Raw genomic sequence first — 26,065 nt, 5'->3', positions numbered from 1 at the left:
CTAAAGCTCCAGGTCGTTCAGGGCGGTGAAGCGGTCGAACTCCGCGCCCCACCGGCCAAGGTTTTCATCCATGAACGTCGACAGCTCATGGTCGGACAGGGCTGAAAACCGCTCTACGACCCAATGGGCGCGCGAGCGCAGTTCCCTGGAATAGTCGTTGGCCATCAGGTCGATGAAAGCCGTGGTCAGCGGGGTTCCGCAATAGCTGATGCCATTGGCGTCAAACCGCTTGTCCAGCAATTCTTTGGAGAACATCTGGTCCAGGCCGGCCTTGAGCACGTCGCGCTTGACCAACATCTCCCCGCCCCTAAATGGCACAGCCGGATGGAGACTGACGGGTCCCTCGACATCCCCTGAATGGACCAGCAGATAGTCGTAGGCGATCAGGCGCTGCAGATCGCACGGCTTAGCCTTGGCCGCGTCGAGCACGAACAGTATTCGCAGCCCGCATTCCAGAGGCGAGTTGAACGGCCGCGGCTGCGCGGGCCGGACGGCGACCTGCGGGCTCACGGCGCGCACCAGTTCAGGCGATCGTCATTGGCCATCTGATGGCACATGCCCTCGCGGTCCTTGGCCTGGACGTGGGGCGCTAGGACGTGGCCGCCCAGTTGGAGGCTCTGCGACTGCTTGACCGTCTCAAGGAGACGCTGATGCCCGGTCTGCCCGGGGGTTGTGTAGACGTAGAACAGACCGTCGGTGAACTCGTCCAACAGGGTGGTGAAGAACTGAGGGTCGGCCATCTGATCGCGGGCGAGCTCCTTGAGCCCCTCGGCGCAATAGAAGGTGATCCGGGACCGGTCGAACAAGGTGCGCAGAGGGCCTTTGACCGGTAGGTCGTCCGGCTTGCTGACAGTCTGGCTCATCTCGTGGCCGATCAGCTCGTACAACTGGGCGACATAGGCCGTTTCTAGCGGCGCGACGCTGGAGGGCGGGGTTTGGGTCGGAGGGCGTTCGATCAGCGGCGCGCCAAAGACCGCCAGATGGAAGCGCGTCTGAGCATGCTCGTTCAGCAGCTCCTGGGGCTGCTTGGCCCGAAAGATCGTGAAGTCGAACGCTTCGACATAGGCCTTAACCTCGGGCGTGAGTTCGAAAACGAACTTGGTCGAGACCGCCTTGGCGCAATGGTCGGTCCAGTTGGCCAGAACGAAGGACTTGAGCTTGTCGGGCTCGTCCAGAAGATCCTGCAAGGTGCCGGTGACGCCCTTGTGCGTGACGAAGCTATAAAGTTCGGGGACGGGAATCTCGCCGGCCCGTGTGTAGTGCAGGAGCTTGGCGATCTCGCCGGACGCCAGACCTGGTCCGAGCGCTGCGCTGTAATGCTTGCACTGATAGACTTCACTGCGGCGCGGCGTCGCCGACGGCGCATCGAGCCACACGATGATGTCGCGCCCCTTGTCGCCTGCACCGCCGCGTTGCTGCACCTCGTGTACGTCAGGCCGCTTGGCCTTTAGGAAGTCCTCGGCCCATTCCAGGGTGAAGCGCTCGAAGTCCTTGGCGCTGAACTGAGCCAGACGATCGAGGGGATCGACGGGCAGACCCAGACCCAGTCCGAGCAGGCGCGCATTTGCGTTGGGCCAGGGCGACGGCGCGGGCAGCGATTGCAGCGACGCCGCAGGCGGACTTTCATTGATTCCCAAGCTTCAGCCCACCCCCGACTCAATCTCTAGGGGCACTAAACCACCCGAGTGCAGCCATGGCTACCAAGGCGAGTATTCCTATCCAACTGGGCGCGCGGTAGAAGCTGGGGTCGATCAGGCGCGTCGATTGCGAAATCGATGCGAACATCACCTCGAATGGTACTGGCCGGGTCACACTGATTCGACCATTTCCAACGTCCGAGATGGGGCGGAAGCGCTCTTCTCGCCCCAGGCGCCGAACGTCCAGTATCTGGAGGTGCGCCAACGGCGGCTTCTGGCGCTGCCCGGCCGGCAACGCGGGCCTTAGGATCGGCAGGGAAAGGTTATGGGTGGACGTTTGGGTCGCTCGTAGAGAAATCGCGCGGACATCACGACGTCTCAGGTCTCAGGGCTCCCGCGTATTCCGGGCCTATTGTGTGGTCAGGCTCACTGGTCCAGAGGCTCGACCTCCGTCACCTGTCGGCGCCACCGGCCCGGAGCCTCTCCGGTTAGATGGGTGAAGGCGCGGGTGAAGTGCGCTTGATCGGCGAACCCGCAGGTTAACGCGATCTGGCCCAGGCTTTGGTCCCCTGTGATCATCAACCAGCGTGCACGCTCGATACGCTTGCGCGTCACATACTTGGTGAATGGCGAGCCGAAGCTGATCCGAAAGCAGCGGGAGAAATGGCTCGTGCTCAGCCGCACCTGATCCGCCGCCTCGGCCAAGGTAATCCGGCGTTCAATCCGCTCGTCGATGTAGCGGCCGACACGCCTGACCTGCCAAGGCAGGAGGCCGCCGGGGCGGCAGGCATCGTCAGGCGACAGCAGACGCCGCGCGGCCGCCAGGTAACGGCGGGCTGCCGACATGTCGTCTTCGAGACGCTCCAGGCCTTCGCGCACGAGGAGGTCGATCGTCGCCAGATCTGGGGCCTGCCCCTGAACAGCGCCCGGCCGCGCCCCATCCAGCCAGCGTTCGTCTATGACCGAGCGCGAGAAGGGTCGCTGCGTGGCCTCGAATGCGCCCGGCGTCGATGTGCGAAGAGGTAGAGATTCAGCGATCATGGCGACCTACGCTTTCAGTCAAGGCGAGGCCAGCCGCCTCCCGTCGAAAGAGTGGTTAGGGAGCGTCCGCACTTCTGGCCAACGGCATTTCGGCGCGACCAATTCTGCATAAATGCAGTTTGAGAGATGCGCCGAATTCTTGCCATCACTTGCTGACCGGCCCCGTAGCGGGACGCCGGGAATGCAAGGAGATGGGTATGACGAGCACGGCGTTCATCAAGAAGGAAGCCGCCTATCTGGGTGTGCCGTGGGAGGACGCTTACGGTTACGCCCAAGCGATCAAGGTTGGAAACATCATCCGCGTCTCCGGCCAGCTCAGCCACGATAGCAACGGCAAGCTGGTCGCGCCGGCGGCGCTGAATGAACAGGGCAAGCCGGCCGATTTTTCGACGATGGAAGCGCAGATGCGCACCACCTACGCCAATGCGGCCAGGCTCTTGGCGCAGTTCGGGGCCAGCCTGGACAATGTGGTCGAGGAAACGCTCTTCGTTCTCGACGTAGACGCTGCTTTCGCGGTCGCGGCCAAGGTTCGTGGCGAGGCCTACGACGTCGCGCGCCCCCAGGTCGCCAGCAACCTGATCGGCGTGACGCGGCTGGCCTTCCCCGAGCAGCTGATCGAGATCACCTTTACCGCGGTGCTGCCGGAAATCTGAGCGGACGCCAAGGTCCGTCGGGCGCCGCACGCGGATCGCAGGCGTCGCCCAGACGCCCTTCGACGAGATCGCGCTGCCGGCTGATCGTTTCGACGCAATGGCTCATGAAGGCGTAGATCCGGCCAGATCGGCGGATATCCGGGTGGGTCAGGAGCCAGAGGTCGTCGCTGAGCGCCGGTTCTATTGGTCCCACCCTTTCGATATCCGGCGACAGGTCGCCCAGCATGCAAGGTAGATATCCCACGCCCAGGCCAGCGGCGATCGCCGCCGCCGCGCCGGCGACCGAGTCGGTGCGGTAGGCGATGCTGTCGGCTGGAACGCGGGTCCCGACCAGGTCGGCCGCCTTCAGGCCCGAAAGCCTTCCACCGTACGACACCCATTGACGCTCGGCGATGGGACGGTCGCCGCCGATCGAACCAGCACACGCCGAGTACGGGGCCCAGGCGATCGTGGCGACCTTCCGCCCGAACAGGTTCTCAGGCGGAGCCTCGGTGGCCCGGATCGCAATATCCGCCTCACCACGCGCCAGGTTCATCGCACCATTGCCGACGTTCACCTCAACTCGGATCGCTGGGTTCTGGGCCTGGAACGAGGCGATCATGGGCGTGAGGAAGTAGAGCAGGATCGAGTCGCTCGTGGTGATCCTGAGATCGCCCGCATGACCCTGCGCATGGCCGGAAACCCGCCGCGCGACGCTGACCACGTCCAACTCCATCCGCCCAGCCAAGGCGACGATCTGTTCGCCCTGCGCGGTGGCGACATAGCCCGTTCGGCGCCGATCAAAGAGCGCCACGCCAAGCACCTCTTCGACCCTCGACAGGCGGCGCGCGATGGTCGAGCCGTTGATGCCCAGCATGTGGGCAGCGGCCGCGAGCGCGCCTGTCTCGGCGATCGCGCGGACAATGCGCAGGTCGTCCCAAGAAAGCTTGCTGATTGGGTCTCCCATGCGGGGCGTTTGCTCAGGCTCGGTCGTCGTCAACTCTCCGCATCAAGCGACTTCAGCGCCTGCTGTATGGTCGGGCTTTCCCGAAACTAAATGGTCTATTTGGCCAAGACGCCGGTAGCGCGATTTGCAGGTCTGATACGACACCCCATTAGGCGTGATGCGGGTCCGACTTTGCCGCCGGCCCCGAACTTCTCCATCGCGCTAGCCAAGGCCAAAAACAACTTTCGCGGCGGCGACGCCAAGCGTGGAGCACCGGGCGATGAACACCTGTATGTGCGCCAAGGCTCGATCTCACCCGACCGCCGGCGACCTGAACGTCGTGCTCCTGGCGGTGGGCTAATGTCGGCTGTTGGCGCACTTCACCACCCCGGAGCAATAAACTTGGGCTCAGCGTATCGGCGGCGCCGCCGCAAGCATGTCCGCATTTAGCGCCTGCAGGCTCGACCGCATCGCAGCGATCTGTTCCGCAGATAGCGGCAGGCGGTCGACGACACCGCGCCGCACCTGCAGAACCTGGTCTCGCAGCGCCCAGCCGGCGTCCGTCAGGTCGACCCACACCCTGCGCTCGTCGACCTCGTCACGCACGCGGCGCAGCAGGCCGGCGGTCTCCATCCGCTTGACGAGCGGCGTCACCGCGCCGGTATCCATGCAAAGGCTGCGGCGCAGGTCGCCCATGCTGGTACGCTCAGTCCGCTCCCACAGAGCAATGAGGACCAGATACTGCGGATGGGTCAGGCCCAGGGGTTCAAGCAAGCCGCGATAGATCTTGGTGACGAGACTGCTCGCCACCTGGAGAGCTAGGCATAGCTGCTTGTCGAGATGCAGTTCGTCATAGGCCGCCTGAGCACTTGGCGTTGGCGAGGGGGTGGGGGATGGCATTGCGGACGCTCGCCCTAACTTCGGTCCACAGGACTCGATGGGAGGCAGAGATAGGTCGCCAACGTTAACGCGGAGTTGCATCTGCCGAAAGTGAAAATATCAAAGTCGATATAATCATGTCTTAAGCATCGCCGTTTAAACCGGCTCCATTCGTTGTTTTGGAGATCGGAATGTTCGGCATCGACGGCAGGCAGGCGAGAGCTCTTCGCGAACGAGTCACCGAGCTGGAGGCGATCGTCGCGGCGGTTCGTCGCTCCCAGGCGGTGATCGAGTTCGAGCTGGACGGCACGATCATCGACGCTAACGAGAATTTCCTGGCCACGATGGGATATCGGCTCGAGGACATCCGCGGCCGAAATCACAGCCTGTTCGTTGCTGCGGAGGATGCTGCAAGCGCGGAGTATGCCCGCTTCTGGGAGCGCCTTCGGGCCGGTGAGTTCTTCGCCGACGCTTTTCGCCGGGTCGGCGCGGGCGGAGCGGAGGTGTGGATCCAGGGCACGTACAACCCCGTGTTCGACGCGGAAGGCAAGCCCTACAAGATTATCAAGTTCGCGAACGACATCACCGAAGCGCGGCGGCGACAAGCGGCCGATCTCGCCGAACGCGATCGCGCCGAAGCAGTGCAGAGCCGCGTGGTCTCGACCCTGGCGTCGTGCCTCGCACGACTCGCGAGCGGCGATTTGACCACGCGCATCGAGGCGGACTTCTCAGGCGACTTCGACCGTATCAAGCAGGACTTCAACAGCTCGGTGAACAGTCTCGCTGAAGCCATGGGCGCGATCGCCGACACCACGGACAACCTGCAGGCAGGGTCCGGTGAAATCGCCAGCGCGGCCGAGGACCTGTCGCGCCGCACAGAGCAGCAAGCCGCCAGTCTCGAGGAGACAGCCGCGGCCCTCGATCAGATCACCGCAACGGTGCGGACGAGCGCCGACGGCGCTCGCCAAGCCTCCCTCGCCGCGTCGCACGCCAAGAGCGACGCCAGCGCTTCGGGAGAGGTGATGCGGAACGCCATCCTCGCGATGGAAGCGATCGCCCAGGGCTCTGGCCAGGTCGGCCAGATCGTCGGGGTGATCGACGAGATCGCCTTTCAGACCAACCTCCTTGCGCTGAACGCCGGGGTGGAAGCTGCCCGCGCGGGAGAGGCCGGTCGCGGCTTCGCCGTCGTCGCCCAGGAGGTCCGCGCCCTGGCTCAGCGTTCAGCCGAAGCGGCCAAGGAGATCAAGAGCCTGATTTCCACCAGCAGCCAACAGGTGACGCACGGCGTGGAACTGGTCACGAAAACGGGTCAGGCGCTCAGCGAGATCGTCGACAAGGTGACGGACATCGACGGACTGATCGGCGCAATCTCGCGCTCGGCGCAAGAACAGGCCGCGAGCCTCAACCAGGTCAATGCGGCCGTCAATCAGATGGATCAGGTCACGCAACAGAACGCGGCGATGGTCGAGGAAGCCACGGCCGCCGCCGCCAACATCGAGAGCGAAAGCCGGCACCTTGCCCGCCTGATGTCGCGCTTTGAGACCGGCGCGCGCACCCGGACGACCCAGTGGTCGCGGGACCTTGCCGCGTGACCGCTCGGGCAACCCAGGGCTCGCTTCGTCTATGAACGTTCAGCGTCGCAACAACGTCACCATTGAGGGCGAGGGATCGCGGACGCTGATGTTCGCCCACGGCTATGGCTGTGATCAGTCCATGTGGCGGCTGGTTGCCCCGCACTTTCTCGCCGACAAGGTCGTTCTGTTCGATCACGTCGGAGCAGGAGACTCTGACGTCAGCGCTTACCAACGTCAGAAATACGCTGGTCTGGCCGGCTATGCCGAGGACGTGATCGAGATCTGCGAGGCCCAGGGGCTTCGCGAGGTCGTCTTCGTCGGCCATTCGGTAAGCGCCATGATCGGCGCCCTGGCGGCGATCCGTCGGCCTGACCTCTTCAGTCGCCTGATCATGATCTGCGCCTCGCCGCGCTTTGCTAATGACGAAGGCTATGGCGGCGGGTTCGATCAGGCGGACCTTGAGGATCTGATCGAGCTGCTCGCCAAGAACCAGCTGGACTGGTCGTCTGCGCTCGCCCCGGCCGTGGTCGGCGATGCCGGCTTCCAGGCCGAGTGGCGTGACAAGGTGTGCCGGATCGACCCGGTCATCGCCGAGGACTTCGCCCGCGCGACCTTTCTTTCAGATCATCGCTCGGATTGCCGGAGCGTCTCGACCCCGACCCTACTCATCGAGTGCAGCGACGACGCGCTCGCACCCGCAACCGTCGGCGCCTTCGTTCATGAGGCGATCGCTGGCAGCCAGCGCGTCGTTCTGCAGGCGACGGGGCACAGCCCCCACCTTACGGCGCCCGACGCTGTCCTCGACGCCATGCGCGCCTTTCTCGCGGGCGCTCCGGCCGCAACGGCCTGAAAGACTCTATGCCTCTCCCGCCCGCCGAAGAGTTCTATGATCTCGCGCCTTGCGGCCTGCTGAGCCTGGATGCGGAGCTGACGATCAGGTCGGCCAACGCCTACTTCCTGCAGATGGTGGGCTTGGCGGATGGGGCGCTTGCCGACGGGTTGAAGTTCACCGCCCTCCTGAGCGTGGCGAGCCGGATCTTTGTGCAAGGCCGCTTGCAGGCGCAATTGGCCCTGGCTGGCCGAGTCGAGGAGATCGCGCTGGACCTCGCGCGCTCTGACGGGCGGCGCGTGCCCGTGATGATCAACGCCGCGCAGGCGCGGGACGCCCACGGGCGCCCCGGCGCCATCCACATGGCGATCAGCCAGGCCGTGGCCACCCGCGCCTACGAGGCTGAAGTGCCCAAGGCGCGGCAGGAGGCCTTGAGCGCCCTGCGGGTGAAAGCAGACTTCCTGGCCAATATCAGCCACGAAATCCGCACGCCGCTGAACGGCGTCATTGGCGTCGTCGGCGCGCTCGGTCGCACCGTTCTCTCGCCCCAGCAGAGGGAGATGGTCGCGCTGATCGAGGCCTCCGCCGTAACCCTCGAGCGGCTGGTCGGGGACATACTGGAAATCTCACGGGTCGAGGCGTCAGGGCTCGCGTTGAGCATCGGCGCCTTCAGACCCGACGAGGAGCTTCGCGGTGTCCTGGATCTCGCCGCGCTCAACGCGCGCGCCAAAGGGCTGGCTTTCGAGGTCGTCAGCGGGCCTGGCCTGGACCGGACGTTCCTGGGGGACGGGGTGCGGCTGAGACAAATACTGACCAACCTCACGTCCAACGCGATCAAGTTTACCGAGCAAGGCGTGGTGCGTGTTGAGCTGACGGTGGAAATCGCCGAGGACGCGCCAACCTTGGTGTTATCAGTGCGGGATACCGGGATCGGTTTCGATCCGCATCAGGCCGACGCTCTCTTCGAGCCCTTTCACCAGGTCGATGCCGGCATCAGCCGGCGCGTCGGCGGCGTCGGGCTGGGCTTGTCGATCAGCAAGGCCCTCGTCGAGGCCATGGGCGGATCGATCAGCGCCCGTTCGGCGATCGGGGAGGGAAGCGCCTTCACCGCACGGATCCCTGTCCAAGCGGTCGATGATCCGGCTGCATCAGATCGCCCCGAAACGCCGGCCGACCTGGAGCGCGCCTTGCGCGTGCTGCTCGTGGAAGACAACGAGATCAATCAGCGGGTCGTCCAGATGATCTTGGAGCAGGCGGAGATCGACCTCACCATCGCGGCGAACGGAGCGCTGGGGCTTGACGCTTGGCGCGGTCAGGACTTCGACTTGGTGTTGATGGACATGCAGATGCCGGTCATGGACGGTCTAACAGCTATCCGCGCCATGCGGGCGGAGGAGGCGAGTGGACTTCAAGGCCGCAGAACACCCATCGCCGTCCTGAGCGCCAACGCGATGGAGCACCACCGCGCCGAGGCCCTTGAGGCTGGCGCAGATTCGCATATCGCCAAGCCCATTTCCGCCGCCGCCCTGCTCAATGGCATCCAGAAGACGCTGTCTTCCCAGTTTAGGGACTGAAGGTCCAGTTTATGGAAGTGCGCCAACGGCTGCTATTGGCGCTGGCAGGACCGTCAAGCGGTTGGCCCCTGAGGCTTTGGAGTAGCGGACTTCAACCAAAGAAAGAGGGGCCCGAAGGCCCCTCGAAGTTAGCGTCCGCTAGGCGCGATGATCAGTATTCCATCGCCGGAACCGGAGCCGGCGCGACGTCCTTGGGCGCCTCGGCAATCAAGGCCTCGGTGGTGATCAGCAGCGAGGCGACCGAGGCGGCGTCCTGCAGGGCCGTGCGCACCACCTTGGCCGGGTCGATGACCCCGGCCTTCACCAGGTCCTGGTACTCGCCGGTCGCGGCGTTGAAGCCCCAGCTGTAGTCGGTCTTCTCCAGGAGTTTGCCGACGACGTACGAGGCGTCCTCGCCGGCATTGGCGATGATCTGGCGGGCTGGGGCCTGCAGGGCGCGGCGCACGATATCGAGACCAGCCTTCTGATCGTCATTGGCCGGCTTGACGCCGTCCAGGGCCTTTAGGGCGCGCAGCAGGGCCACGCCCCCGCCGGGCAGGATGCCTTCCTCGACGGCCGCGCGGGTGGCGTGCAGGGCGTCGTCGACGCGGTCCTTCTTTTCCTTGACCTCGACCTCGGTCGCCCCGCCGACGCGCACCACGGCCACGCCGCCGGCGAGCTTGGCCAGGCGTTCCTGCAGCTTCTCGCGGTCGTAGTCGGAGGTGGTGTCCTCGATCTGCCTGCGAATCTGGGCGACGCGAGCATCGATCTCGCCGCGCTGGCCCGCCCCGTCGACGATGGTGGTGTTGTCCTTGTCGATCGTGACCTTCTTGGCCCGGCCGAGCATCTCGACGGTGATGTTCTCCAGCTTGGTTCCCAGCTCCTCGGAGACCACATTGCCGGCGGTCAGCACCGCGATGTCCTCGAGCATGGCCTTGCGGCGATCGCCAAAGCCCGGAGCCTTGACGGCCGCGACTTTCAGGCCGCCGCGCAGCTTGTTGACCACCAGGGTGGCCAGGGCCTCGCCCTCGACGTCCTCGGCGATGATCAGCAGCGGGCGGCCGGACTGCACGACCTTCTCCAGTAGCGGCACAAGCGCGGCCAGGTTCGAGAGCTTCTTCTCGTGGATCAGAATGTACGGGTCGTCGAGCTCGACGCGGAGCTTGTCGTTGTTGGTCACGAAATACGGGCTGATATAGCCGCGGTCGAACTGCATGCCTTCCACCACCTCCAGCTCGGTGGCCAGGCTCTTGGCTTCCTCGACCGTGATCACGCCCTCGTTGCCGACCTTTTCCATAGCCTCGGCCAAGATGCGGCCGATCTCCTCATCGCCATTGGCCGAGATGGTCCCGACCTGGGCGATCTCGGTGTTGGCGCTGATCTTGCGCGCGTGGCTCTTGAGATCGGCCACCACGGCGCCGACCCCCAGGTCGATGCCGCGCTTGAGATCCATCGGGTTCATGCCGGCCGCCACGGCCTTGGAGCCTTCACGGACGATGGCTTGGGCCAGCACAGTGGCGGTCGTGGTGCCGTCGCCGGCCAGATCGTTGGTTTTGGAGGCCACCTCGCGCAGCATTTGCGCGCCCATGTTCTCGAACTTGTCCTTCAGTTCGATTTCCTTGGCGACGCTGACGCCGTCCTTGGTGATGCGCGGGGCGCCGAAACTCTTGTCGATGACGACGTTGCGGCCCTTGGGGCCCAGGGTGACCTTGACCGCATCGGCCAGGATGTCGACGCCACGCAGCATGCGGTCGCGCGCGTCGGATGAGAACTTTACTTCCTTGGCAGCCATGGTTCCTACTCCTCTCGGTTGGGCTGTCAGTGGACGGAAATGGGATGGCGAATTAGGCGGCCTTCTTGAGCGTCGCCTCCGTCTCCAGAACGCCGAGGATATCGCTCTCCTTCATGATCAGCAGGTCCTCGCCATCGATCTTGATCTCCGTGCCGGACCACTTGCCGAACAGGACGCGATCGCCGGCCTTGAGGTCCAGCGCGACCAGCTTGCCGGCGTCATCGCGGGCGCCGGGGCCGACGGCGACCACCTGGCCCTGCTGGGGCTTTTCCTTGGCGGTGTCGGGGATGATGATGCCGCCCGAGGTCTTCTCCTCGGCCTCGATGCGGCGGACGACCACACGGTCGTGCAAGGGGCGGAAATGCATGCATAACCTCCAGATGCAAAACAGAATGTGATGGGTCCACCGGGCTCGCACCTAGCGGACGGACGTCAAGCTAGGCGGCGCCGAAGAGGCTTCAAGAGCCCGCGGTGAAAATTTTTCGACGGGGTTGGATCCGCCCCTGGCGGCCGTTTGCGATGGTCCCTGACGGCTTGACGCTTCCAGCGCCTGGGCCAAAAAATCAGCGCACGCGAATGCGCGTGATCGGCGTTCGCTGACGGGAAAGGATCAAAGAACAGGAGGTTCGATTTGCCCCGCGCCCGTGTCTCTAACGCCAAGCGCCTGGTCGCTATCGCCTGAGGACGCCGCCCATGGACAGGGATTTTCTCAAGCAGCTCGACGGCTACGGCCTGGCGACCGCCCAAATCCACTACTATCGGCTCGACTATCCGGCCGTGCTTCAGCTCTACGTCTGGCAGGAATACGACCTTGCTCCGCGCTTTCCCATGCTGCAGGCCTTTCTCGACCATTGGCGGCGCGAGATCGAAGCCGCGCTGCACTCGGTCCAGGTCGCCCACCATCGATTGATCGGTCCGTCGGAGTGGCGAGCCGTCAATGGCGTGATCTCGCTGCATTAGCCCCCGGCAAGCCATGCGCGGTGGCTCGGCTCCGCCTTGGCTTTGGGCCCGGTGACACCTTGGTTCACGGATCGAAAAATTTCTGATGCGAGCGTCTTGACGCGTTTCGGCCGTGTCCTAATTCATCGCCTGCTTGCCGGGCGCCGACAGGGCCTGGCCCTGGGGCGCATAGCGCGTGGCTCGGCGCCCCTCATGTCCAACTTGCTTTCGAGGAGATGGAAATGAGCACTGTTTTTGATTTCAGCCCTCTCTACAGCTCCATGATCGGTGTGGATCGCATGGTCGATCTCGTCGAGACCGCGCTCCGCACCGAGGCGAGCGCCAGCTATCCTCCGTTCGACATCGAGAAAACCGGCGAGACCGCCTACCGCATTTCGCTGGCGGTCGCGGGCTTCGCGCCGAAGGATCTCGAGGTCGTGGCCCAGCCGAACCTCCTGGTGATCAAGGGCCGAAGGGCGGCGAACGAAGACCAGGGCGCGCGAACCTTCCTTCACCAGGGCCTGGCCCACCGCGCGTTCGAGCGCCGGTTCGAGCTGGCCGACTATGTCGTGGTCAAGGACGCCGTCCATGCCCATGGCGTCTTGTCGATCGATCTGGTCCGCGAGGTGCCCGAGGCCTTGAAGCCCAAGCAGATTGCGATCGGGGTCGGCGCGCGCCAGCAGGCGCTGGAGCTCAAGCCGGCCAAGACGCGCAAGGCCGCGTAAGGAGCTGGCCATGCGCACGCATACCCATGCGAAAGATCGGGCTCGGCCATGGCCCGTTCGGCCGGCGGTCGGCTTCCTCCACCCCTTGGAGGTGCTGAAGGATCAGGATCTCGATCTCGCCGAAAAGCGCGAAATCCTGGCGGCCTGGGCTTCCGATGCGAGCGCGGTCGAGCATCGGCCCAGTCAGAGATGGCTCTTGGGAACGCCCGCGCCTGTGCCGCTCAGCGAGGTCCTGTCCGCGCTGCGCCGCCTGGACCGCGACCTGTTCTCTTGAGTTGGGGCGGGCGGCCGGCCAGCCGATGGTCGGCCGCCACTTCGCTCCGCTCGCTGCTTTGCGTTATGACCATGCCTTGTTTCATCTTTGTCGAGCCGTCGAGCGACGGCTGGATCGTTCGCGGCGACTTCCGCGACAGTCCCCTGCAGTTCACCACCGGCGCCCGGGCCGAGCAGGCCGCGCGTGACTGGGCGCATCGCCTGGCGGACGCCGGCGAGCCTGTGGTCTTGGAGATTCGCCTGCGCGATGGCGCGCGCGCCGGCCGGTTCCTGTTTCCACCTCACGCGGCGGACACGGAAGCGGGCTTGGCACTGCGCGCTTAGCTAGGCCGCAAGCGACTCAGCCGTCGCCCGCATTCGCCTTAGGGCGGCGGCAAGGTCTGAAAGCGCCAAGGCGAAGGGCGACCCATTGCGGAGCGATTTCTGAGCCTCGGACCATTGCCCGCGATTGATTTGGTCGGCAACCAAACCCGCCTGCTGGTGGAAGGCCCGATGGTTTTCCAGCAAGCCTAGGAAGGCATGGTTGCCGGCCCAACGCCGGGCGCCCTCGCCGTGGATCCAGCAGCCGGTGGGGCAGTGACGATCCGATCGCAAGGCGGCCAAATCGATCGGTTGTCGCTCGCTCAGAGCCGCGACGAGCGCTTCGCGGATGTGGTGATGGTTGTGTGCGTGTTCCTGAAAATCCATGACCAAACCTCTCGGCTCAATCCAATGCGGGGGTTTTCGCGCAGGATGGTTGCCGGTTGGTTTTCGCTGGATCGCTGTCCACAGTTTTTGATGGTCTGATGCACGGCCCTTCTCTCGATCGCGCAGTGATTTCCCCCTGGCGAAACGTCGCGCTGTCAGATGGCGGCGGAAGGTCCAGTTCCTGGAGGTGCATCAAGGGCAGCAACTGGCGCGGGGCGGCCACGAGCGCGCAAATATCCTCTAACAAGCAGGCGCACAATTCCTGGGCGAAACGCCTTCCGACAATAGAAGAGGGCTAATCCTCGACCGGCATACGGAGAGTAAATCGGGTCTCGCTCGCATCCGAACTGGCCGTCAAGCTCCCATTATGGGCGCGCGCGATTTCTGAAGCGATGTAAAGGCCAAGCCCGAGACCTTGCTGTGTCGGCTTGGCCGCGGCCCGCTCGAAAGGTTGGAAAAGACGGGTAAGCGTCTTTCTAGGGATCTGCGGACCTTGATTGGCCACGGACAGTTCGAACACGCCGTGCACAGTCTTCGCCTCGACCGAAACGGGCGCGTCCCTGGCACCGTGGGTCAACGCGTTGGCTAGAAGGTTCGAAAGGAGTTGAGCTAGCCGGGCGGGGTCGGCCGGCAGCGGCGTGGGAATATCGATGTCAGCCTCGATGACGCGCTCGGGATGGGCTGTCCGAAGTTCAGACACGACATCGAGAAGTGCGGACCCGATTTCGCTTTCGAGAGAAAGATCGACATTGAAGCCGCCGCCGAGACGTGCGCGTGCAAAATCCATCACGTCGGAAATTAGGCCGGCCATTCGCGCGGTGCTTGTCTCCATCTGTCCGAGGATCCAATCGCTCTTCGGTCCGGTCGGGTCTTTGCGAAGCAGGCGCACGCCACCTTCGATGGCGGCCAACGGGTTGCGCAGGTCGTGGCCGAGCACGGCGATGAACTGTTCCCGGAGTTCAGAGCCGGCTCGTTCATCTGACAGCGCCGCCTGGCTCACCGCGAGCTGGTGCTGATCCGCTAGCTTCTCACCAATCAATTCCGCGAAGATCTCAAAGGTCTCCTGCGCATCGCGATCCGTCAGCGGGGCCGGCTCCGGATCGATTGCGCACAGGGTCCCAAAGAACTCGCCGCGGCAGAAAATGGGGACGGCAATGTAGCTTTGCAGTCCGTACATCGCAGGTGTGGGATGATTGCTATAGATCGGGTCGGCCGCGACGTGGTCGATCACGACTGATTGGTGATGGTCGCGAACTTCGCTGCAAAGCGTCGTTTCGACCTTCAACTCGCCGCCAACCGGCAAGCCAAAGTTGATGTCGTCAGCCACCGCGCAGGCGACCCAACGATCGGCCGTGACCCGAGCGACGACCGCGTACCCCATCCCGGTTAGGCGACATATGTTCTGCAGGATTCTGGGAACGAGACCGATCGAGGCGATCGCCGCAATATCGTCAGCGATTTCCGTCACGCCCAGGTCCACCTCAAAGAATGGCGCGACGATGCTTGGCCTTTACGTGGAAGGCAAGACGCAACGCAGTCTCCTTGAAGATCGGTTCTGCCGCGACGACGGCGACTTCAAGGTCCACTTGCCGGAGCTGGGCCTAAGTCAGCTCCTGGCGCAGAGCGCTATGAATGAACATCGGTCCGCCACTTGAAGCGTGGCCTTAGCTGCTCCATGTTCATGCTTTGATCCGGAGGTGCGCTGTGGCCAACCGAGAGCAGTCTAGCAAGGCAGCCGCGAGCAAGGCGGCCAAGGTATTGCGGGATCCGCACGCGACCGCGGCCGCGAAAAGTGCTGCAGGCTCCACGCTCACCCAACGCGCGACCCAACTTGAGCAAACGAGCCGTTCAGCCGCGAGCGCAGCTTCTAGTGTCCTGCGTGATCCCAAATCGACAGCGGCGGAAAAGAGCGCGGCGGCTTCGGCGCTCACCCAACGAGCGAACCGGAAGTCCTAAGGATGTGGATGGAAACCGCTTCGCAGGCCCTCCGGTCCGGCAAGGTTCTGGAGCTAAGGTATGACGGTTGGAGCCGCTGTGTGGAGGTTCATGCGGTGGGCTACTCGCGCGACGGAAACCCCTTGATGCGAGTCTGGCAGGTCAGCGGCGGCAGCAACAGCAATGAACCGCGCGGTTGGAAGCTCATGCGGTGTGATGAGGCTTTCACCGCGCATGTGAGCGAGAGCGCATCGCAAGCTCCGAGACCTGGTTATCGACGCGGAGACCGAGCGATGAGCCGGATTGTTTCCGAGCTCTAGAGATTTGGTCAGCCGAGTTCCGCTGCGCTGAACGTCCCGTTTCTGGAGCGACGCCAAGTTCCGCTTCTGGCGCATTGGGGATCTGGCTGTGCAACTCTGCTTGGTCACCGCAATGCTTCAGGGACCTAGTTCGGTCCGCGGCATGTCCTGGCGGCTAATCTCGATGTCGTTCGACTAGCTCGACGGCCATACTCCAGAGCCTCTCGGCGTTGCCTTCGTCTATCGAATAGCACGCCACGCCTTGAGGTGCGTCGGCGGGACGCTGTTGTTGCACGATACCCTCATTGCAATCATCGAAGTAGCGACCGCTAATCTGCGCGACGAGTGGCGACGCCGCGAGAAGGACTGACGTTGCTGCGCCTTGCTGTGGGCTCTTCCGAAGGAGCTCCGGCGTTTTGAGGCCGCCGGTGTGTCGCTGCAGATTGGTCGCGATGGCGCCCGGGTTCAGCGCGTTAGCGCAGATGCCGTCGCTGGCCCATCGCGACGCCATGGCGACGGCGGCCAGGACGCAGGCCGTCTTCGACTGACCGTAAGCCAGTAGAGGGTCGTAAGGGATGAAGAGGAAGTGCGGATCATCCCAGAAGACCGGCGCGAAGAGATTGCCGGTAGAACTCACCCAAACCACACGCGCGCCATCAGCGGCGGCGAGGTGCGCTCGCAAGCCCAATGTCAGGGCGAAATGACCGAGGAAATTGGTCGCGAACTGCATCTCGCAGCCTTCAGGCGTTCGCTCCAGGCTCGGCAGCGCCATGATCCCGGCGTTGTTGACCAGAGCGTGGATCGGGCCGCTCCACGCCTCGACGAAGGCGCCAACGGACCGCAGGTCGGCGAGGTCGAGAGCGCTGACCAGAATGCGGTCATTCCCCGTCTCGCTTCTCAGGCGCACCGCGACAGCCTCCGCCGCGTCGGGATTGCGGGCTGCAATGGTGACCGTCGCGCCCGCCCTGGCAAGGCTGCGGACCGTTTCGGCTCCGATGCCGCCCGCCCCGCCAGTGACGATCATGTTCCTGCCAGACAGATCGATGCCGTCGACAACGTCGTCCGCCGTCGAGGCGAAGCTGAAGGGGGTCTTGAAAGTCGACAAGAGGTTATCCCGCGCGGTGATTGAGGATCGTGGAGGGACAGTTCTGGCTGCCATCGCAGCTTGGCTGCGCGCGCTCTCCACCATCAGAGAGCGCCTCCAGGCCAGTCTAGGCCTGGGCCGCGACCGGAAGGCGGAACGGCGCGCCAAGCCGGTTGAAGGCGTTCATTGCGGCGATGGTAATCGTCAGCTCTACCAGTTCCTTGGGCTCGAACATGGCCGAGACGGCCGCATAGGCCTCGTCCGAGGCGTGGGTCTCGCTCACCCGAGTGACCTCTTCGGCCCACGCCAGCGCCGCGCGCTCGCGCTCCGAGAACAGGTGCGGGACTTCCTCCCACACCGGAAGCAGCATGATCTTGTCCACCGACATCGTCTTTCGCAGGTCCCGGCTGTGAAGGTCGATACAGTGGGCGCAGCCGTTGATCTGCGAGACCCTGAGGAAGACCAGGTGGATCAGCTCTTCGGGCAGGCTGGTGTTCTTGGTGACATAATGATGGACCCCGAAGAGGGCCTTCGCACCCTCGGGGGCGACCTCGTACCAAGTCAGACGCGTCATGGGATTTCCTTGTGGCTGGACGTTCGATGGAAATGACGACGAAGCCGCGCCGGATGTGACATGCCGCGCGCGATTTTCTGCGGCCACGTAGGTTGCGCGCCGGGAGCAGAGAGGTCGGACTGCGATCAGTCGGCGACGGACGCGGACTGGGTTTCGGCGCCCTCGCGAAGCAGCAGCGCCCGTTTCCGATCAAGGCCCCAGGTGTAGCCCCAGTACCCGCCGTCGCTCTTGACCACCCGATGGCAAGGGATGGCCACCGCCAGCGGGTTGCTGGCGCAGGCGCTGGCCACGGCGCCGATGGCGCGGGGCCGACCAACGCGTCGGGCGATCTCGTCATAGGAGATCACCGACCCTGGCGGCACGGCCTGAAGCACTCGCCAGACGCGGCGCTGGAAAGCCGTGCCGCGCACGTCTAGCGGCAAGACCTGCGCGGTCGCGGGCTCCTCCACCAGCCCGACGACCTGGGCGACCAAGGCTTCATAGGCCTCATCACCGCCGATCAGGGTGGCGTGGACAAAGCGCTCCTGTAGATCCTGGAGCAAGGACTCTGCGTCGTCGCCCAGCAGGATGGCCGCGACACCAGCGTCGCTGGACGCCACGACGATCGCGCCGAGTGAGGTTTGCCCCACCGCGAACCTCAACGTCTCCCCCGCGCCGCCGGCCTGGTACTGTGTCGGCGTCATGCCCAGGGACTTGCGGGTCACGGCATAGAAGCGGCCGCTTGACCCGTATCCAGTCTCATAGATCGTCTCGGTGATCCGCCGCCCCAGCGCGAGGCTGCTCCGCATTCGCTGCGCGCGTTTTTCCTGGCCGTACGCCCTGGGGGTAAGGCCGGTCCGGGCGCGGAAGAGACGATGCAGATGACCCTCGCTGACGCCCAGCGCGTGCGCCAGGGCCGAGACGGACGGCACGCCTTCGTCGGCTTCAATCAACCGGCACGCTTCAGCGACCAGCTCGACGTTGCGGGTCGCTGGCGTGCCATCATCGGGCCGGCAACGCCGGCAAGGGCGAAAGCCGGCGGCCTCGGCCTCTTCCTGTTGGTCGAAGAACCGTACGTTCTCCCGCTTGGGTCTTCGCGTGCCGCAGGTCGGACGACAATAGATTCCGGTCGTTGTCACGCCGCGCCAGAAGGCGCCGTCCGCCGTCGGATCACGCGCCGCCATGCGCGCCCATCGGGCGTCATCCGCGTTGTCGGCGGCGGCCGTCATCAAGCGACATCCCGGCGGGCGGCGCCGAACGGATTGTCGATCAGATAGCGCCAGCAGCCGTCGTCGCCCCGGCGGGCGATGTCGGTGGCGGTCGCGACCATGTTCACCTCCGTCCCGTCCCGAGCAACCCCGACATACGACCAATCTAGGATAAGCGAGGCGATGTCGTCGGCCACGAAAAGGTGGCGCTGGGTGATCGACATCTGGAGTCCGAGGCTGAAATATTTCGCCAGTTCGGCGCCGATCGCCTCTCGCCCGATATGAGGCTTGCCCGTCGCATCGACGATCATGCCAGCCGGATCGTAGAAGCCGAGCATGGTGTCGACGTCGAGCGAGTTTAGGTGCTTGAGCAGCGCGGGAACAATGCCTTCTGGCGTGGTCGGCAGGGCGAACTTGGCAGTCATGGGCATTCCGTCTCGAAAGCGCCCGCCATCCGCGAGCGCCCCCTCAGTGCCAAGTTTCAGAACGCCGCGAACTCCGCTTTCTGATCTCAGATTCTGTTAGTGAGTGCTCTGCCTGAGATCGGTCGAACGTCGCCTTCCTGGAAACATGCCAATGTCTGGTGATGGCGCAGCGCCGCCGGCGAGGCGGACCTTTGGATCGGCCGTGGAGGGTGGGACGCGGACGTTCATCGACCTTCACCTTGCAGACGTTCGCGAACTCCGATTTCTGATCTCAGATTTCAAAGAATGGCGAGCCGATAGACGGCACAGCACCCGCACGCCCGCTATGGATGGAGCGGGTGAGTTCTAGCCTAGGGCTTTGCCTTCACCGGCAGCCGGAACGGCGCTCCCAACCGGTTGAATGCGTTCATCGCGGCGATTGTGATCGAAAGGTCGACGAAGTCTTTCGGGTTAAAGGCCGCCGCTGCCGCCGCATAGGCTTCATCGGACGCATGGGTTTCGCTGACGTTGGTGACCTCTTCGGCCCAGGCCAGGGCGGCTCGGTACTGGTCAGAAAAGAGATGAGGCACCTCATGCCAGACCGGGACCAGCACAACCTTGTCGATCGGCATGGTTTTCAGCAGGTCGCGGGTATGCAGGTCGATGCAGTGTGCACATCCATTGATCTGTGACACGCGAAGGAAGACGAGGTGAATCAGCTCTTCAGGCAGGTTGGTGCTGTGCGTCACGTAGTGATGAACGCCAAACAGCGCCTTCGCGCCGTCGGGCGCGACCTCGTGCCAGGTCAGTCGAGTGAGGTTGCTCATTATGTGGCTCCGTCGTTGTGATGCCGATCATCGGCAATCACGGGTCTGACGAGGCGCGCGTCCCGGCTGTGACATGCTGCGAGCAGAAATTTCGCCATGTCACACTGACGGGCGCAATGTCGTCATGACAGCGAACTTGCCAAAGGAGGCCGGCATGTCGCCCGATCAACGGATCGCTGATTTTGAGCCCGAACGGCTACGTCTGAAGCGACTCGCCTACCGTATGCTCGGATCGCTGAGCGAGGCCGATGATGTCGTACAGGACGCATGGATCCGCTGGGCGGGGGTGCAAGAGGGCGTCGACGTCCCCGGCGCCTATCTCACTCGTATCGTGACGCGCCTTTGCCTCGACCGCTTAAAGTCGGCTCGGGCCAGACGTGAAACCTATATCGGCCCGTGGCTCCCCGAGCCGTTGCTGAACTCGGCTGATCCGTATGATGACATCGCCGACGACGTCACGGTCACGCTGATGCTGGCCATGGAGCGGCTTTCGCCGCTCGAGCGGGCTGCATTCCTTCTGCACGATGTCTTCGACGTGCCGCTCACGGAAGTCGCTATGACGCTTGATCGCGACCCTGCCGCCGTTCGCCAGCTTGCTTCGCGAGCGCGTAAGAACGTCAGGAAGGAGCGCGTCCGCTACAGGCTCGATGCCTCCGAGGCCGACAGCATCGCCCGAGCCTTTTTCACCGCCGCCCGCGATGGCGACACCACGGCGCTCGCCAACATGCTGGCGGATGACGTTGAAATCCATGCTGACGGCGGCGGCAAGGTTATGGCGTTCCGCAACATCGTGCGCGGGATCACCAATGTGCTGAAGCTGTTCGCCAACGTCCGGCGCAAGAACCTGCCGCCACAGACGCTAGTGCAAACAGCGGTGATCGACGGGATGCCCGGATATATCAGCCGCTATCCGGACGACTCCCTCGGCACGACCGCGCTTGATGTTGCTGCGGGTCGCATTCGTGCGATCTATGTCGTACGAAATCCCGAGAAACTGCGCCGCCTCGCCGAAGGACACTGACATTAAACGGCGTCATGAGCAGACCTTCCCAACGTCCGCTCAGGGTCGATTGTGTTGAAAAAGGCCGTTGAGGCGGCGCCTGCGGCCTGATTCACTGCTGTTGAAGCAGGAGGTCGCGGTCATGATGGGCGAGCGTCGGATCGAGCAGCCGGCCCTGTTCTACGAGTTCTCGCTCGATGGGCACGTGCCCCAGGATCATCTGCTGCGGGCCATCGATCGGTTCGTCGATCTGGACGGCGTGCGGGGCCATCTCGCGCCCTTTTACAGCGCGATCGGCCGGCCCTCGATCGATCCGGAACTGATGATCCGGATGCTGCTGATCGGCTACTGCATGGGCGTGCGCTCCGAGCGCCGGCTATGCGAGGAGGTCCACCTCAACCTTGCTTATCGCTGGTTCTGCCGTCTGGGCCTGGATGGCGAGGTCCCCGATCACTCCACCTTCTCCAAGAACCGCCACGGTCGTTTCCGCGACAGCGACCTGCTGCGCGAGCTGTTCGAGAGCGTGGTGCGCCGCTGCATGGCCGAGGGCCTGGTCGGCGGCGAGGGCTTCGCCGTCGACGCCAGCATCATCCGCGCCGACGCCAGCCGGCACAGGACCGCCGTCGATGGCGCCGCGGGCTTGCCGGCCGAGGCCGCCGGGCGTGCCGTCGAGGAGTATCTGGCGGTGCTGGACGATGCGGCTTTTGGCGCGGCCACGCCCGTCACCCCCAAGTACATCTCGCTGTCGGATCCGGCCTCACGCTGGACAGCCGCCCAGGCCGGGCCGGCCAGCTTCGCCTATTGCACCAATTACCTCATCGACCTGGATCATGCGGTGATCGTCGATGTCGAGCCCTCGACCGCGGTGCGCCAGGGCGAGCTGGCCGCCTGTCGCACCATGATCGAGCGCGCCAACGATAGGCTAGGCCTCTATCCAGAGCGCCTGGCCGCCGACACCGCCTACGGCACGGCCGAGATGCTCGATTGGCTGGTCCATGATCAGGGCATCGAACCCCACATCCCCGTCTTCGACAAATCCCAGCGCGATGACGGGACCTTCTCGCGCGCCGACTTCAGCTTCGACCACCAAGCCGACGCCTATACCTGTCCGGGCGGCAAACTGCTCCGGTCCAGCCGGCGCGCCTTCAAGGTTCCGCGCAACAACGCTCCGGCCGATGACACCATCCGATATCGCGCCAGCACCCACGACTGCCAGCCGTGCCCGCTCAAAGCGGCCTGCTGCCCCAGCCAGCCCTGTCGAAAAGTGACCCGCTCGATCCACGAGGGCGCGCGCGACATGGCCCGCGATATCGCCAAGACCGACGCCCCTACATCACCTCCCGGCGCGAGCGGAAAAAGGTCGAGATGCTCTTCGCCCACCTCAAGCGCATCGTCGGGCTGGATCGCCTCAGGTTACGAGGCCCCAACGGCGCCAGAGACGAGTTCCTCCTCGCCGCCACCGCCCAAAACCTCCGCAAACTCGCCAAGCTCGCCCAACAGTAGCCTCAGGCCTCACCCGCCTGAGCGACAACGACTTCTCATCACTACCTAACGCCCGCCAGATAAGACGCCTTTTTCAACGGCATCGGTCGTGAGCTGCCTCAGCGGCGAGGCGACGAACGTCGTGTTCCTGGAGGCCTTCCAACGTCAGCTACTGGCGCGATCGCGGCGTGGCGAGGAGCTGCCGCCGATGTCGCAGGGCGCGCTCGGCTAGGGGCGGTCCAGCCGCCTCGGAGCCGGGACTGGGGATCTGCCGCCGCAGGTCCTGCTCACCCACTTGGGCGGCTTCGCGGTCGTGCTGCCGCTGACGCTGGAAAACTGCGGCAGGCTGGGGCGCAGTTCGTGACTCTGGAGGCGGTGATGGCCGATCCCGCCTACGCCGAGTCCGGCGGCGACTTCGCGCTGGAGCGGGAGGCCAAGCGCAAGGGCGTGGATATGACCGCCATGCCGGGCGCGCCGCAGTCGACGGCCGACATCAAGCAGATGTGCCGGCCATGAACTAACCTGTTGATCAGGCGGGCAGGCCCGCCGATGCGTCGTGCGCCCCTTGGAGTTGATCGTCAGACGTCAGCCCATCCCCGACGTAATAGAAGTCGTCGGACGCCTTGAAGTCGGGCTCGATCGCCTTCAGTTCGAAGAGGCCGCACTTGATCAGATCCGCCGCGTTCGGATCGAACAGGGCTATGTTGTAGCCGTCCTTGCCGAAGTTGCTCTTGTAGACGACGCCATCGAAGCCCGCCGACTTGAAGAGTTCGGCCAGGATCTGCGTCGCGGCGTAGTCTGCCTGATCGTCAGAGCGCGTCATCGGCTCAGCGAAAGCCTTGTCGATATGCGTCCACACCGCTTCGGTACGCTCTTCCGACGACGGCTCGCCGTTGCCGATCTCCAGATCGAGGAAGAACGGCGAGGCATCATGGCGGCGCGAACAATCGACTACGCTGAGCGGACGATTGGTCCGGAATTGCCCAACCGAGACTTTCGAGCCGATCCAGGGGCGAACCTCGGCCATGGCCGTGGTCTTGCTCGTCGCCATATAGAGGCAGGGGATGCCGCGCGCATTAGCTCGGCCGTCCGATGCCTTGTCGGGAAGCGGCTTCATCCGCGCGGGAGGATGAGCGCATGGGACTTCGTCATCAATGCAGCTATTGTAGGCACGCCAGTCGTGACCGAGTGCGGCCCGCCAAAAGAGACTGCCCCTCGGAATATCGATTTTGCGAGACTGGCTGGTGACTAGCACCGCCTGCAGGAAGGCCTCGACTTCGGGCGGCCGCACATAGCGAAACTCCCGGGTCACCGAGCGTTCGAAGAGCCAGTAGCTTCTCCACGACGGGAAGGCGTCGTTGGGGATGTCGTTTGTCATCGTGGATCCTGTCAGCGCGGTTCGCCAGCGCCTTCGCTTTTGATGGGCTGAAAAGCACAGCGCCGCGCTAGGCCCGGGCGTCGGAAGCGTTGGATCGCGGGATGGATCTGCGCGCTAACGGCGACCACCAACGGCGCGGTCTGGGCGCTTCCAGCCGGAGCACTGGGAGCAGAGCCGTCTCGATGATGCCGATCTGCTCGGCGATGGTTTTGTCCATCTCGTTTTCGGCCGCGGAGGGATATTCCGACCAGATCGTCTGATCGATCTTGTCGCTGAGGGCTCGATCGCGGCCCTCGGTGTAGCGCACGCTAGCGTCGGCGTAGACCTGAACGGTGTGGAACTGGCGGCTCAGGGTCTCCAGCGCCTTTTCGAGCGCCTCGCTGAATAGCGCGCGCGCCGTAGGCAGGCACTCGTCGAGCGTGACCCTGACCTCGCGCTCGCGATTGAGCCGCTCATGATAGGCCTGGGCGGTGCACAGCCGCCGCGTCTTGGCGGCGTCGAGGGGCGGCTCAAACCGACCGGCTTCGCGCAGCCGTTCTTCGGCGATCTCGAGCTCATAGCCCATCATTGCCGGACTGCGCACGCGGGCCAGGGCGCGTCGCGCGTTGTAGGCGGCGGTGAGGAAGCGCTCGGCCTGCTCGATACGGCGTTCGGAGATCTTCTGGCGACGCCACTTCTCGAAGGTGTTGGCGCCGATGACCGCGGCGAGCATCACCGTCAGCGCTCCGGTGATCGCCCCGATACCCTGCAGCATGGTCCCGGTCGCCTGCCAGTCTATGGTGCTCGCGTAATTTGGATCTGACACGAGATATTGCCCCCCCCCGAAGCGTCGCTATCAAACCTGCCACGAGTTGTGGGCGCTTGGTCAAGTCGAGCCTTGACGCCGTGGAGGCAAAGGGAGGCTCTTAAGTCGTCTGACTGTCTGAGTGACCGCCCTGGTTGTTTTATTCAGGTTTTGTTCTCGCTCGGTACGGGTTAAGCTCGACCTATGGCCAAGATTCAGCACTACAGCGGAGGCCGAAAGGTGTCGGCTTCGTCGTTCTGGAAGAACATCGAAAAGAAGGGTCTCGACTTGGCGATGAGCCATATCGAGGCGCGCGCTCATGGCGCGGCCGGCTCGATCGTCGATCCGGAAACCGGAAAGCACGCCGCGGTTTTTGTCCGCCGTGTCGGCGAAAAGGTAGTCGCCCGCACTGAAGGTTCCCCCGCCTTCGCGCGCGAACTCGAACGCAGGCTCGGGGTGGGCAAAGGAGTGATTACCTCGATGCAAGCGACCCCTTCGCCCGAAACGCCGGTCGTCTATCTGGCTCACGCGTCCGAAGACCATGAACGGCTGGCCAAGCCGTTGGCCGAGCGCCTGATGGCGGCAGGGATCGAGGTCTGGCTCGATGCCTGGGAGATCAAGACCGGCGACAGCCTCAAGCGAAGGATGGAGGAGGGGCTGGAGGCCTGCACCCACTTCCTTGTGCTGCTGACGCCATACTCGGTGGGCAAGCCTTGGGTGGAAACCGAGATCGACGCGGGCTTCATGAAGGCCGTGCAGTCCAAGGCCCGCTTCCTGGGCCTTAGGATCGGCGCCCGGATTTCCGACCTGTCGATCTTCCTGCAGACGACGCGGTGCCCCGAGGTGGACCTGGAGAAGGACGCCGAGATCGAAGCCCTCATTGCAGACCTCTATGGGGTGACCAAGAAGCCGCCGCGAGGGACCGCGCCGTCCTATGTCCGCAAGGCGCCGTCGACACCGAGCACCTGGTCCAAAAGCGCCGCAGCGGTCGCCGAGTTCCTGGTGCGCAACAGCCAGACGGGCAGGCCGTCCGATCCACAGGTCAAGGCTGCAGCGATCGCCGAGGCCACGGGCTTGTCGATCGAGGACATCCGTATCGGGGCCCTCGATCTCGAAGAGGCCGGGCTCATCGAGCGTTCCAAACAGTTGAACGGTGAGCGGTCGTTCTGGCCGCGCCAAGGCCTGTTCGTCGAGTTCGACAACGCCTTCATGGACTTCGACAATCGGGCTGATGCGCTGAGCTTCGCCCGCCGGCTGATCAGCGAAGGCGTTGACGGCGTGCGCCTCGCCGAGGCGATCCCGGAATGGTTTCCCGACTGGACGGTCCGGCAGGCCAACAGCGCGCTGAACTATCTCGAAGAGGCCAAGCTGGTTGACGCTTACCACACGCTGGGTCAGCCGCCCTACACGGCGCGCGAGGTCCACGTCACCGATCGTACCCGGCGCTTTGTTCGGGATCACGACTAGACTGGGATGCTCCGGCCCGCCTTTCGGCGGGCCTCCCGCGCCTTCGGCTTAAGGAGAACGGCCGGCGGTCACGCTCGGTCCCGAGCCTTTCAGCTCTCCTACGGGCGCGTCGCCTTCGGGCAGGCTTTGGCCTGCCG

General features: G+C 64.3%; 27 protein-coding genes and 1 pseudogene. 12 read left to right on the top strand and 16 right to left on the bottom strand.

The window, feature by feature from the left end:
• The 3 genes from V6S85_RS11460 to V6S85_RS11450 form a co-directional block, all read right to left on the bottom strand.
• Complete coding sequence (locus V6S85_RS11460) at positions 1-510, bottom strand: ABC-three component system middle component 2 (RefSeq protein ID WP_207780752.1); 510 nt, start codon at positions 508-510, stop codon at positions 1-3.
• Positions 507-1,637, bottom strand: coding sequence for an ABC-three component system protein (locus V6S85_RS11455; RefSeq protein WP_116568494.1), 1,131 nt, complete (start codon positions 1,635-1,637; stop codon positions 507-509). The genes V6S85_RS11460 and V6S85_RS11455 overlap by 4 nt, the downstream gene beginning before the upstream one ends.
• A 426-nt stretch (positions 1,638-2,063) precedes the next feature.
• The gene (locus V6S85_RS11450; protein WP_116568492.1) at positions 2,064-2,678 is read right to left on the bottom strand and encodes a helix-turn-helix domain-containing protein; all 615 of its coding nucleotides are present in this window, start codon (positions 2,676-2,678) and stop codon (positions 2,064-2,066) included.
• 197 nt (positions 2,679-2,875) lie between these two features.
• On the opposite strand from V6S85_RS11450, the gene V6S85_RS11445 reads away from it, so the two are divergent.
• Entirely contained in the window at positions 2,876-3,331 is a 456-nt protein-coding gene (locus tag V6S85_RS11445) for a Rid family hydrolase (protein WP_116491589.1), read from the top strand.
• On the opposite strand, the gene V6S85_RS11440 is transcribed toward V6S85_RS11445, so the two are convergent.
• Together V6S85_RS11440 and V6S85_RS11435 are read right to left on the bottom strand one after the other, a co-directional pair.
• Positions 3,306-4,310: a LysR family transcriptional regulator gene (locus tag V6S85_RS11440; protein WP_243410579.1), complete on the bottom strand. Its 1,005-nt coding sequence runs from the start codon at positions 4,308-4,310 to the stop codon at positions 3,306-3,308. The genes V6S85_RS11445 and V6S85_RS11440 overlap by 26 nt on opposite strands.
• Before the next feature lie 354 nt (positions 4,311-4,664).
• Positions 4,665-5,156: a MarR family winged helix-turn-helix transcriptional regulator gene (locus V6S85_RS11435; protein ID WP_116491591.1), complete on the bottom strand. Its 492-nt coding sequence runs from the start codon at positions 5,154-5,156 to the stop codon at positions 4,665-4,667.
• A gap of 164 nt (positions 5,157-5,320) precedes the next feature.
• On the opposite strand from V6S85_RS11435, the gene V6S85_RS11430 reads away from it, so the two are divergent.
• The 3 genes from V6S85_RS11430 to V6S85_RS11420 are packed head-to-tail and all read left to right on the top strand — an operon-like array spanning position 5,321 to position 9,112.
• Positions 5,321-6,727, top strand: a complete 1,407-nt coding sequence (locus V6S85_RS11430; RefSeq protein ID WP_425267073.1) for a methyl-accepting chemotaxis protein — start codon at positions 5,321-5,323, stop codon at positions 6,725-6,727.
• A gap of 31 nt (positions 6,728-6,758) precedes the next feature.
• The gene (locus tag V6S85_RS11425; protein WP_116491593.1) at positions 6,759-7,559 is read left to right on the top strand and encodes an alpha/beta fold hydrolase; all 801 of its coding nucleotides are present in this window, start codon (positions 6,759-6,761) and stop codon (positions 7,557-7,559) included.
• A gap of 8 nt (positions 7,560-7,567) precedes the next feature.
• A complete protein-coding gene (locus tag V6S85_RS11420) occupies positions 7,568-9,112 on the top strand; it encodes an ATP-binding protein (RefSeq protein ID WP_116491594.1) in 1,545 nt (514 codons plus the stop codon).
• 151 nt (positions 9,113-9,263) lie between these two features.
• On the opposite strand, the gene groL is transcribed toward V6S85_RS11420, so the two are convergent.
• Positions 9,264-10,883 carry a chaperonin GroEL gene (gene groL / locus V6S85_RS11415; protein WP_116568490.1) on the bottom strand — a complete coding sequence of 540 codons (1,620 nt, stop codon included), beginning with the start codon at positions 10,881-10,883 and terminating at the stop codon, positions 9,264-9,266.
• A gap of 52 nt (positions 10,884-10,935) precedes the next feature.
• Positions 10,936-11,250, bottom strand: a complete 315-nt coding sequence (gene groES / locus V6S85_RS11410; RefSeq protein ID WP_101718699.1) for a co-chaperone GroES — start codon at positions 11,248-11,250, stop codon at positions 10,936-10,938.
• 326 nt (positions 11,251-11,576) lie between these two features.
• On the opposite strand from groES, the gene V6S85_RS11405 reads away from it, so the two are divergent.
• The 4 genes from V6S85_RS11405 to V6S85_RS11390 all read left to right on the top strand — a co-directional run bounded on the left by V6S85_RS11405 (position 11,577) and on the right by V6S85_RS11390 (position 13,144).
• Positions 11,577-11,843, top strand: coding sequence for an usg protein (locus V6S85_RS11405; protein WP_101718698.1), 267 nt, complete (start codon positions 11,577-11,579; stop codon positions 11,841-11,843).
• A gap of 221 nt (positions 11,844-12,064) precedes the next feature.
• Positions 12,065-12,547, top strand: a complete 483-nt coding sequence (locus V6S85_RS11400) for an Hsp20 family protein (protein ID WP_101718697.1) — start codon at positions 12,065-12,067, stop codon at positions 12,545-12,547.
• A 10-nt stretch (positions 12,548-12,557) separates the two neighbouring features.
• A complete protein-coding gene (locus V6S85_RS11395) occupies positions 12,558-12,821 on the top strand; it encodes a hypothetical protein (RefSeq protein WP_101718696.1) in 264 nt (87 codons plus the stop codon).
• Between the two features lie 71 nt (positions 12,822-12,892).
• Entirely contained in the window at positions 12,893-13,144 is a 252-nt protein-coding gene (locus tag V6S85_RS11390) for a hypothetical protein (protein ID WP_116491641.1), read from the top strand.
• On the opposite strand, the gene V6S85_RS11385 is transcribed toward V6S85_RS11390, so the two are convergent.
• The 7 genes from V6S85_RS11385 to V6S85_RS11355 form a co-directional block, all read right to left on the bottom strand.
• The gene (locus V6S85_RS11385; RefSeq protein WP_101718695.1) at positions 13,145-13,507 is read right to left on the bottom strand and encodes a CZB domain-containing protein; all 363 of its coding nucleotides are present in this window, start codon (positions 13,505-13,507) and stop codon (positions 13,145-13,147) included.
• Between the two features lie 295 nt (positions 13,508-13,802).
• A complete protein-coding gene (locus tag V6S85_RS11380; protein ID WP_207780751.1) occupies positions 13,803-14,975 on the bottom strand; it encodes a GAF domain-containing sensor histidine kinase in 1,173 nt (390 codons plus the stop codon).
• Between the two features lie 941 nt (positions 14,976-15,916).
• Positions 15,917-16,846, bottom strand: coding sequence for an SDR family NAD(P)-dependent oxidoreductase (locus V6S85_RS11375; protein WP_207780750.1), 930 nt, complete (start codon positions 16,844-16,846; stop codon positions 15,917-15,919).
• 106 nt (positions 16,847-16,952) lie between these two features.
• Positions 16,953-17,399, bottom strand: coding sequence for a carboxymuconolactone decarboxylase family protein (locus tag V6S85_RS11370; protein ID WP_116491597.1), 447 nt, complete (start codon positions 17,397-17,399; stop codon positions 16,953-16,955).
• Between the two features lie 125 nt (positions 17,400-17,524).
• Positions 17,525-18,607, bottom strand: a complete 1,083-nt coding sequence (ada, locus tag V6S85_RS11365; protein WP_116491598.1) for a bifunctional DNA-binding transcriptional regulator/O6-methylguanine-DNA methyltransferase Ada — start codon at positions 18,605-18,607, stop codon at positions 17,525-17,527.
• Positions 18,607-19,011, bottom strand: a complete 405-nt coding sequence (locus V6S85_RS11360; protein ID WP_207780749.1) for a YybH family protein — start codon at positions 19,009-19,011, stop codon at positions 18,607-18,609. The genes ada and V6S85_RS11360 overlap by 1 nt, the downstream gene beginning before the upstream one ends.
• A gap of 350 nt (positions 19,012-19,361) precedes the next feature.
• Entirely contained in the window at positions 19,362-19,817 is a 456-nt protein-coding gene (locus V6S85_RS11355) for a carboxymuconolactone decarboxylase family protein (RefSeq protein ID WP_116491600.1), read from the bottom strand.
• 154 nt (positions 19,818-19,971) lie between these two features.
• Here V6S85_RS11355 and V6S85_RS11350 point away from each other — a divergent pair, with 154 nt between their 5' ends.
• The 3 genes and pseudogenes from V6S85_RS11350 to V6S85_RS11340 all read left to right on the top strand — a co-directional run bounded on the left by V6S85_RS11350 (position 19,972) and on the right by V6S85_RS11340 (position 22,815).
• Positions 19,972-20,838 carry a sigma-70 family RNA polymerase sigma factor gene (locus V6S85_RS11350; protein ID WP_116491601.1) on the top strand — a complete coding sequence of 289 codons (867 nt, stop codon included), beginning with the start codon at positions 19,972-19,974 and terminating at the stop codon, positions 20,836-20,838.
• Between the two features lie 121 nt (positions 20,839-20,959).
• Positions 20,960-22,320: pseudogene (locus tag V6S85_RS11345) on the top strand (transposase).
• A gap of 357 nt (positions 22,321-22,677) precedes the next feature.
• Entirely contained in the window at positions 22,678-22,815 is a 138-nt protein-coding gene (locus V6S85_RS11340) for a hypothetical protein (protein WP_165828891.1), read from the top strand.
• Positions 22,816-22,828: 13 nt separating this feature from the next.
• Here V6S85_RS11340 and V6S85_RS11335 read toward each other — a convergent pair whose 3' ends face one another.
• Together V6S85_RS11335 and V6S85_RS11330 are read right to left on the bottom strand one after the other, a co-directional pair.
• A complete protein-coding gene (locus tag V6S85_RS11335) occupies positions 22,829-23,677 on the bottom strand; it encodes an RES family NAD+ phosphorylase (RefSeq protein ID WP_116491602.1) in 849 nt (282 codons plus the stop codon).
• Between the two features lie 67 nt (positions 23,678-23,744).
• On the bottom strand, positions 23,745-24,431 hold the full coding sequence (locus V6S85_RS11330; RefSeq protein WP_116491603.1) for a hypothetical protein: 687 nt from the start codon (positions 24,429-24,431) through the stop codon (positions 23,745-23,747).
• A 234-nt stretch (positions 24,432-24,665) separates the two neighbouring features.
• On the opposite strand from V6S85_RS11330, the gene V6S85_RS11325 reads away from it, so the two are divergent.
• Positions 24,666-25,928, top strand: a complete 1,263-nt coding sequence (locus tag V6S85_RS11325) for a TIR domain-containing protein (RefSeq protein ID WP_116491604.1) — start codon at positions 24,666-24,668, stop codon at positions 25,926-25,928.
• Positions 25,929-26,065: the final 137 nt, after the last annotated feature.

Source organism: Caulobacter sp. CCNWLW153 (assembly GCF_036889365.1).
GTDB classification, from domain to species: domain Bacteria; phylum Pseudomonadota; class Alphaproteobacteria; order Caulobacterales; family Caulobacteraceae; genus Caulobacter; species Caulobacter radicis.
The sequence above is the reverse complement of the archived record's forward strand: the minus strand, read 5'-3'. Positions and strand labels throughout refer to the sequence as shown.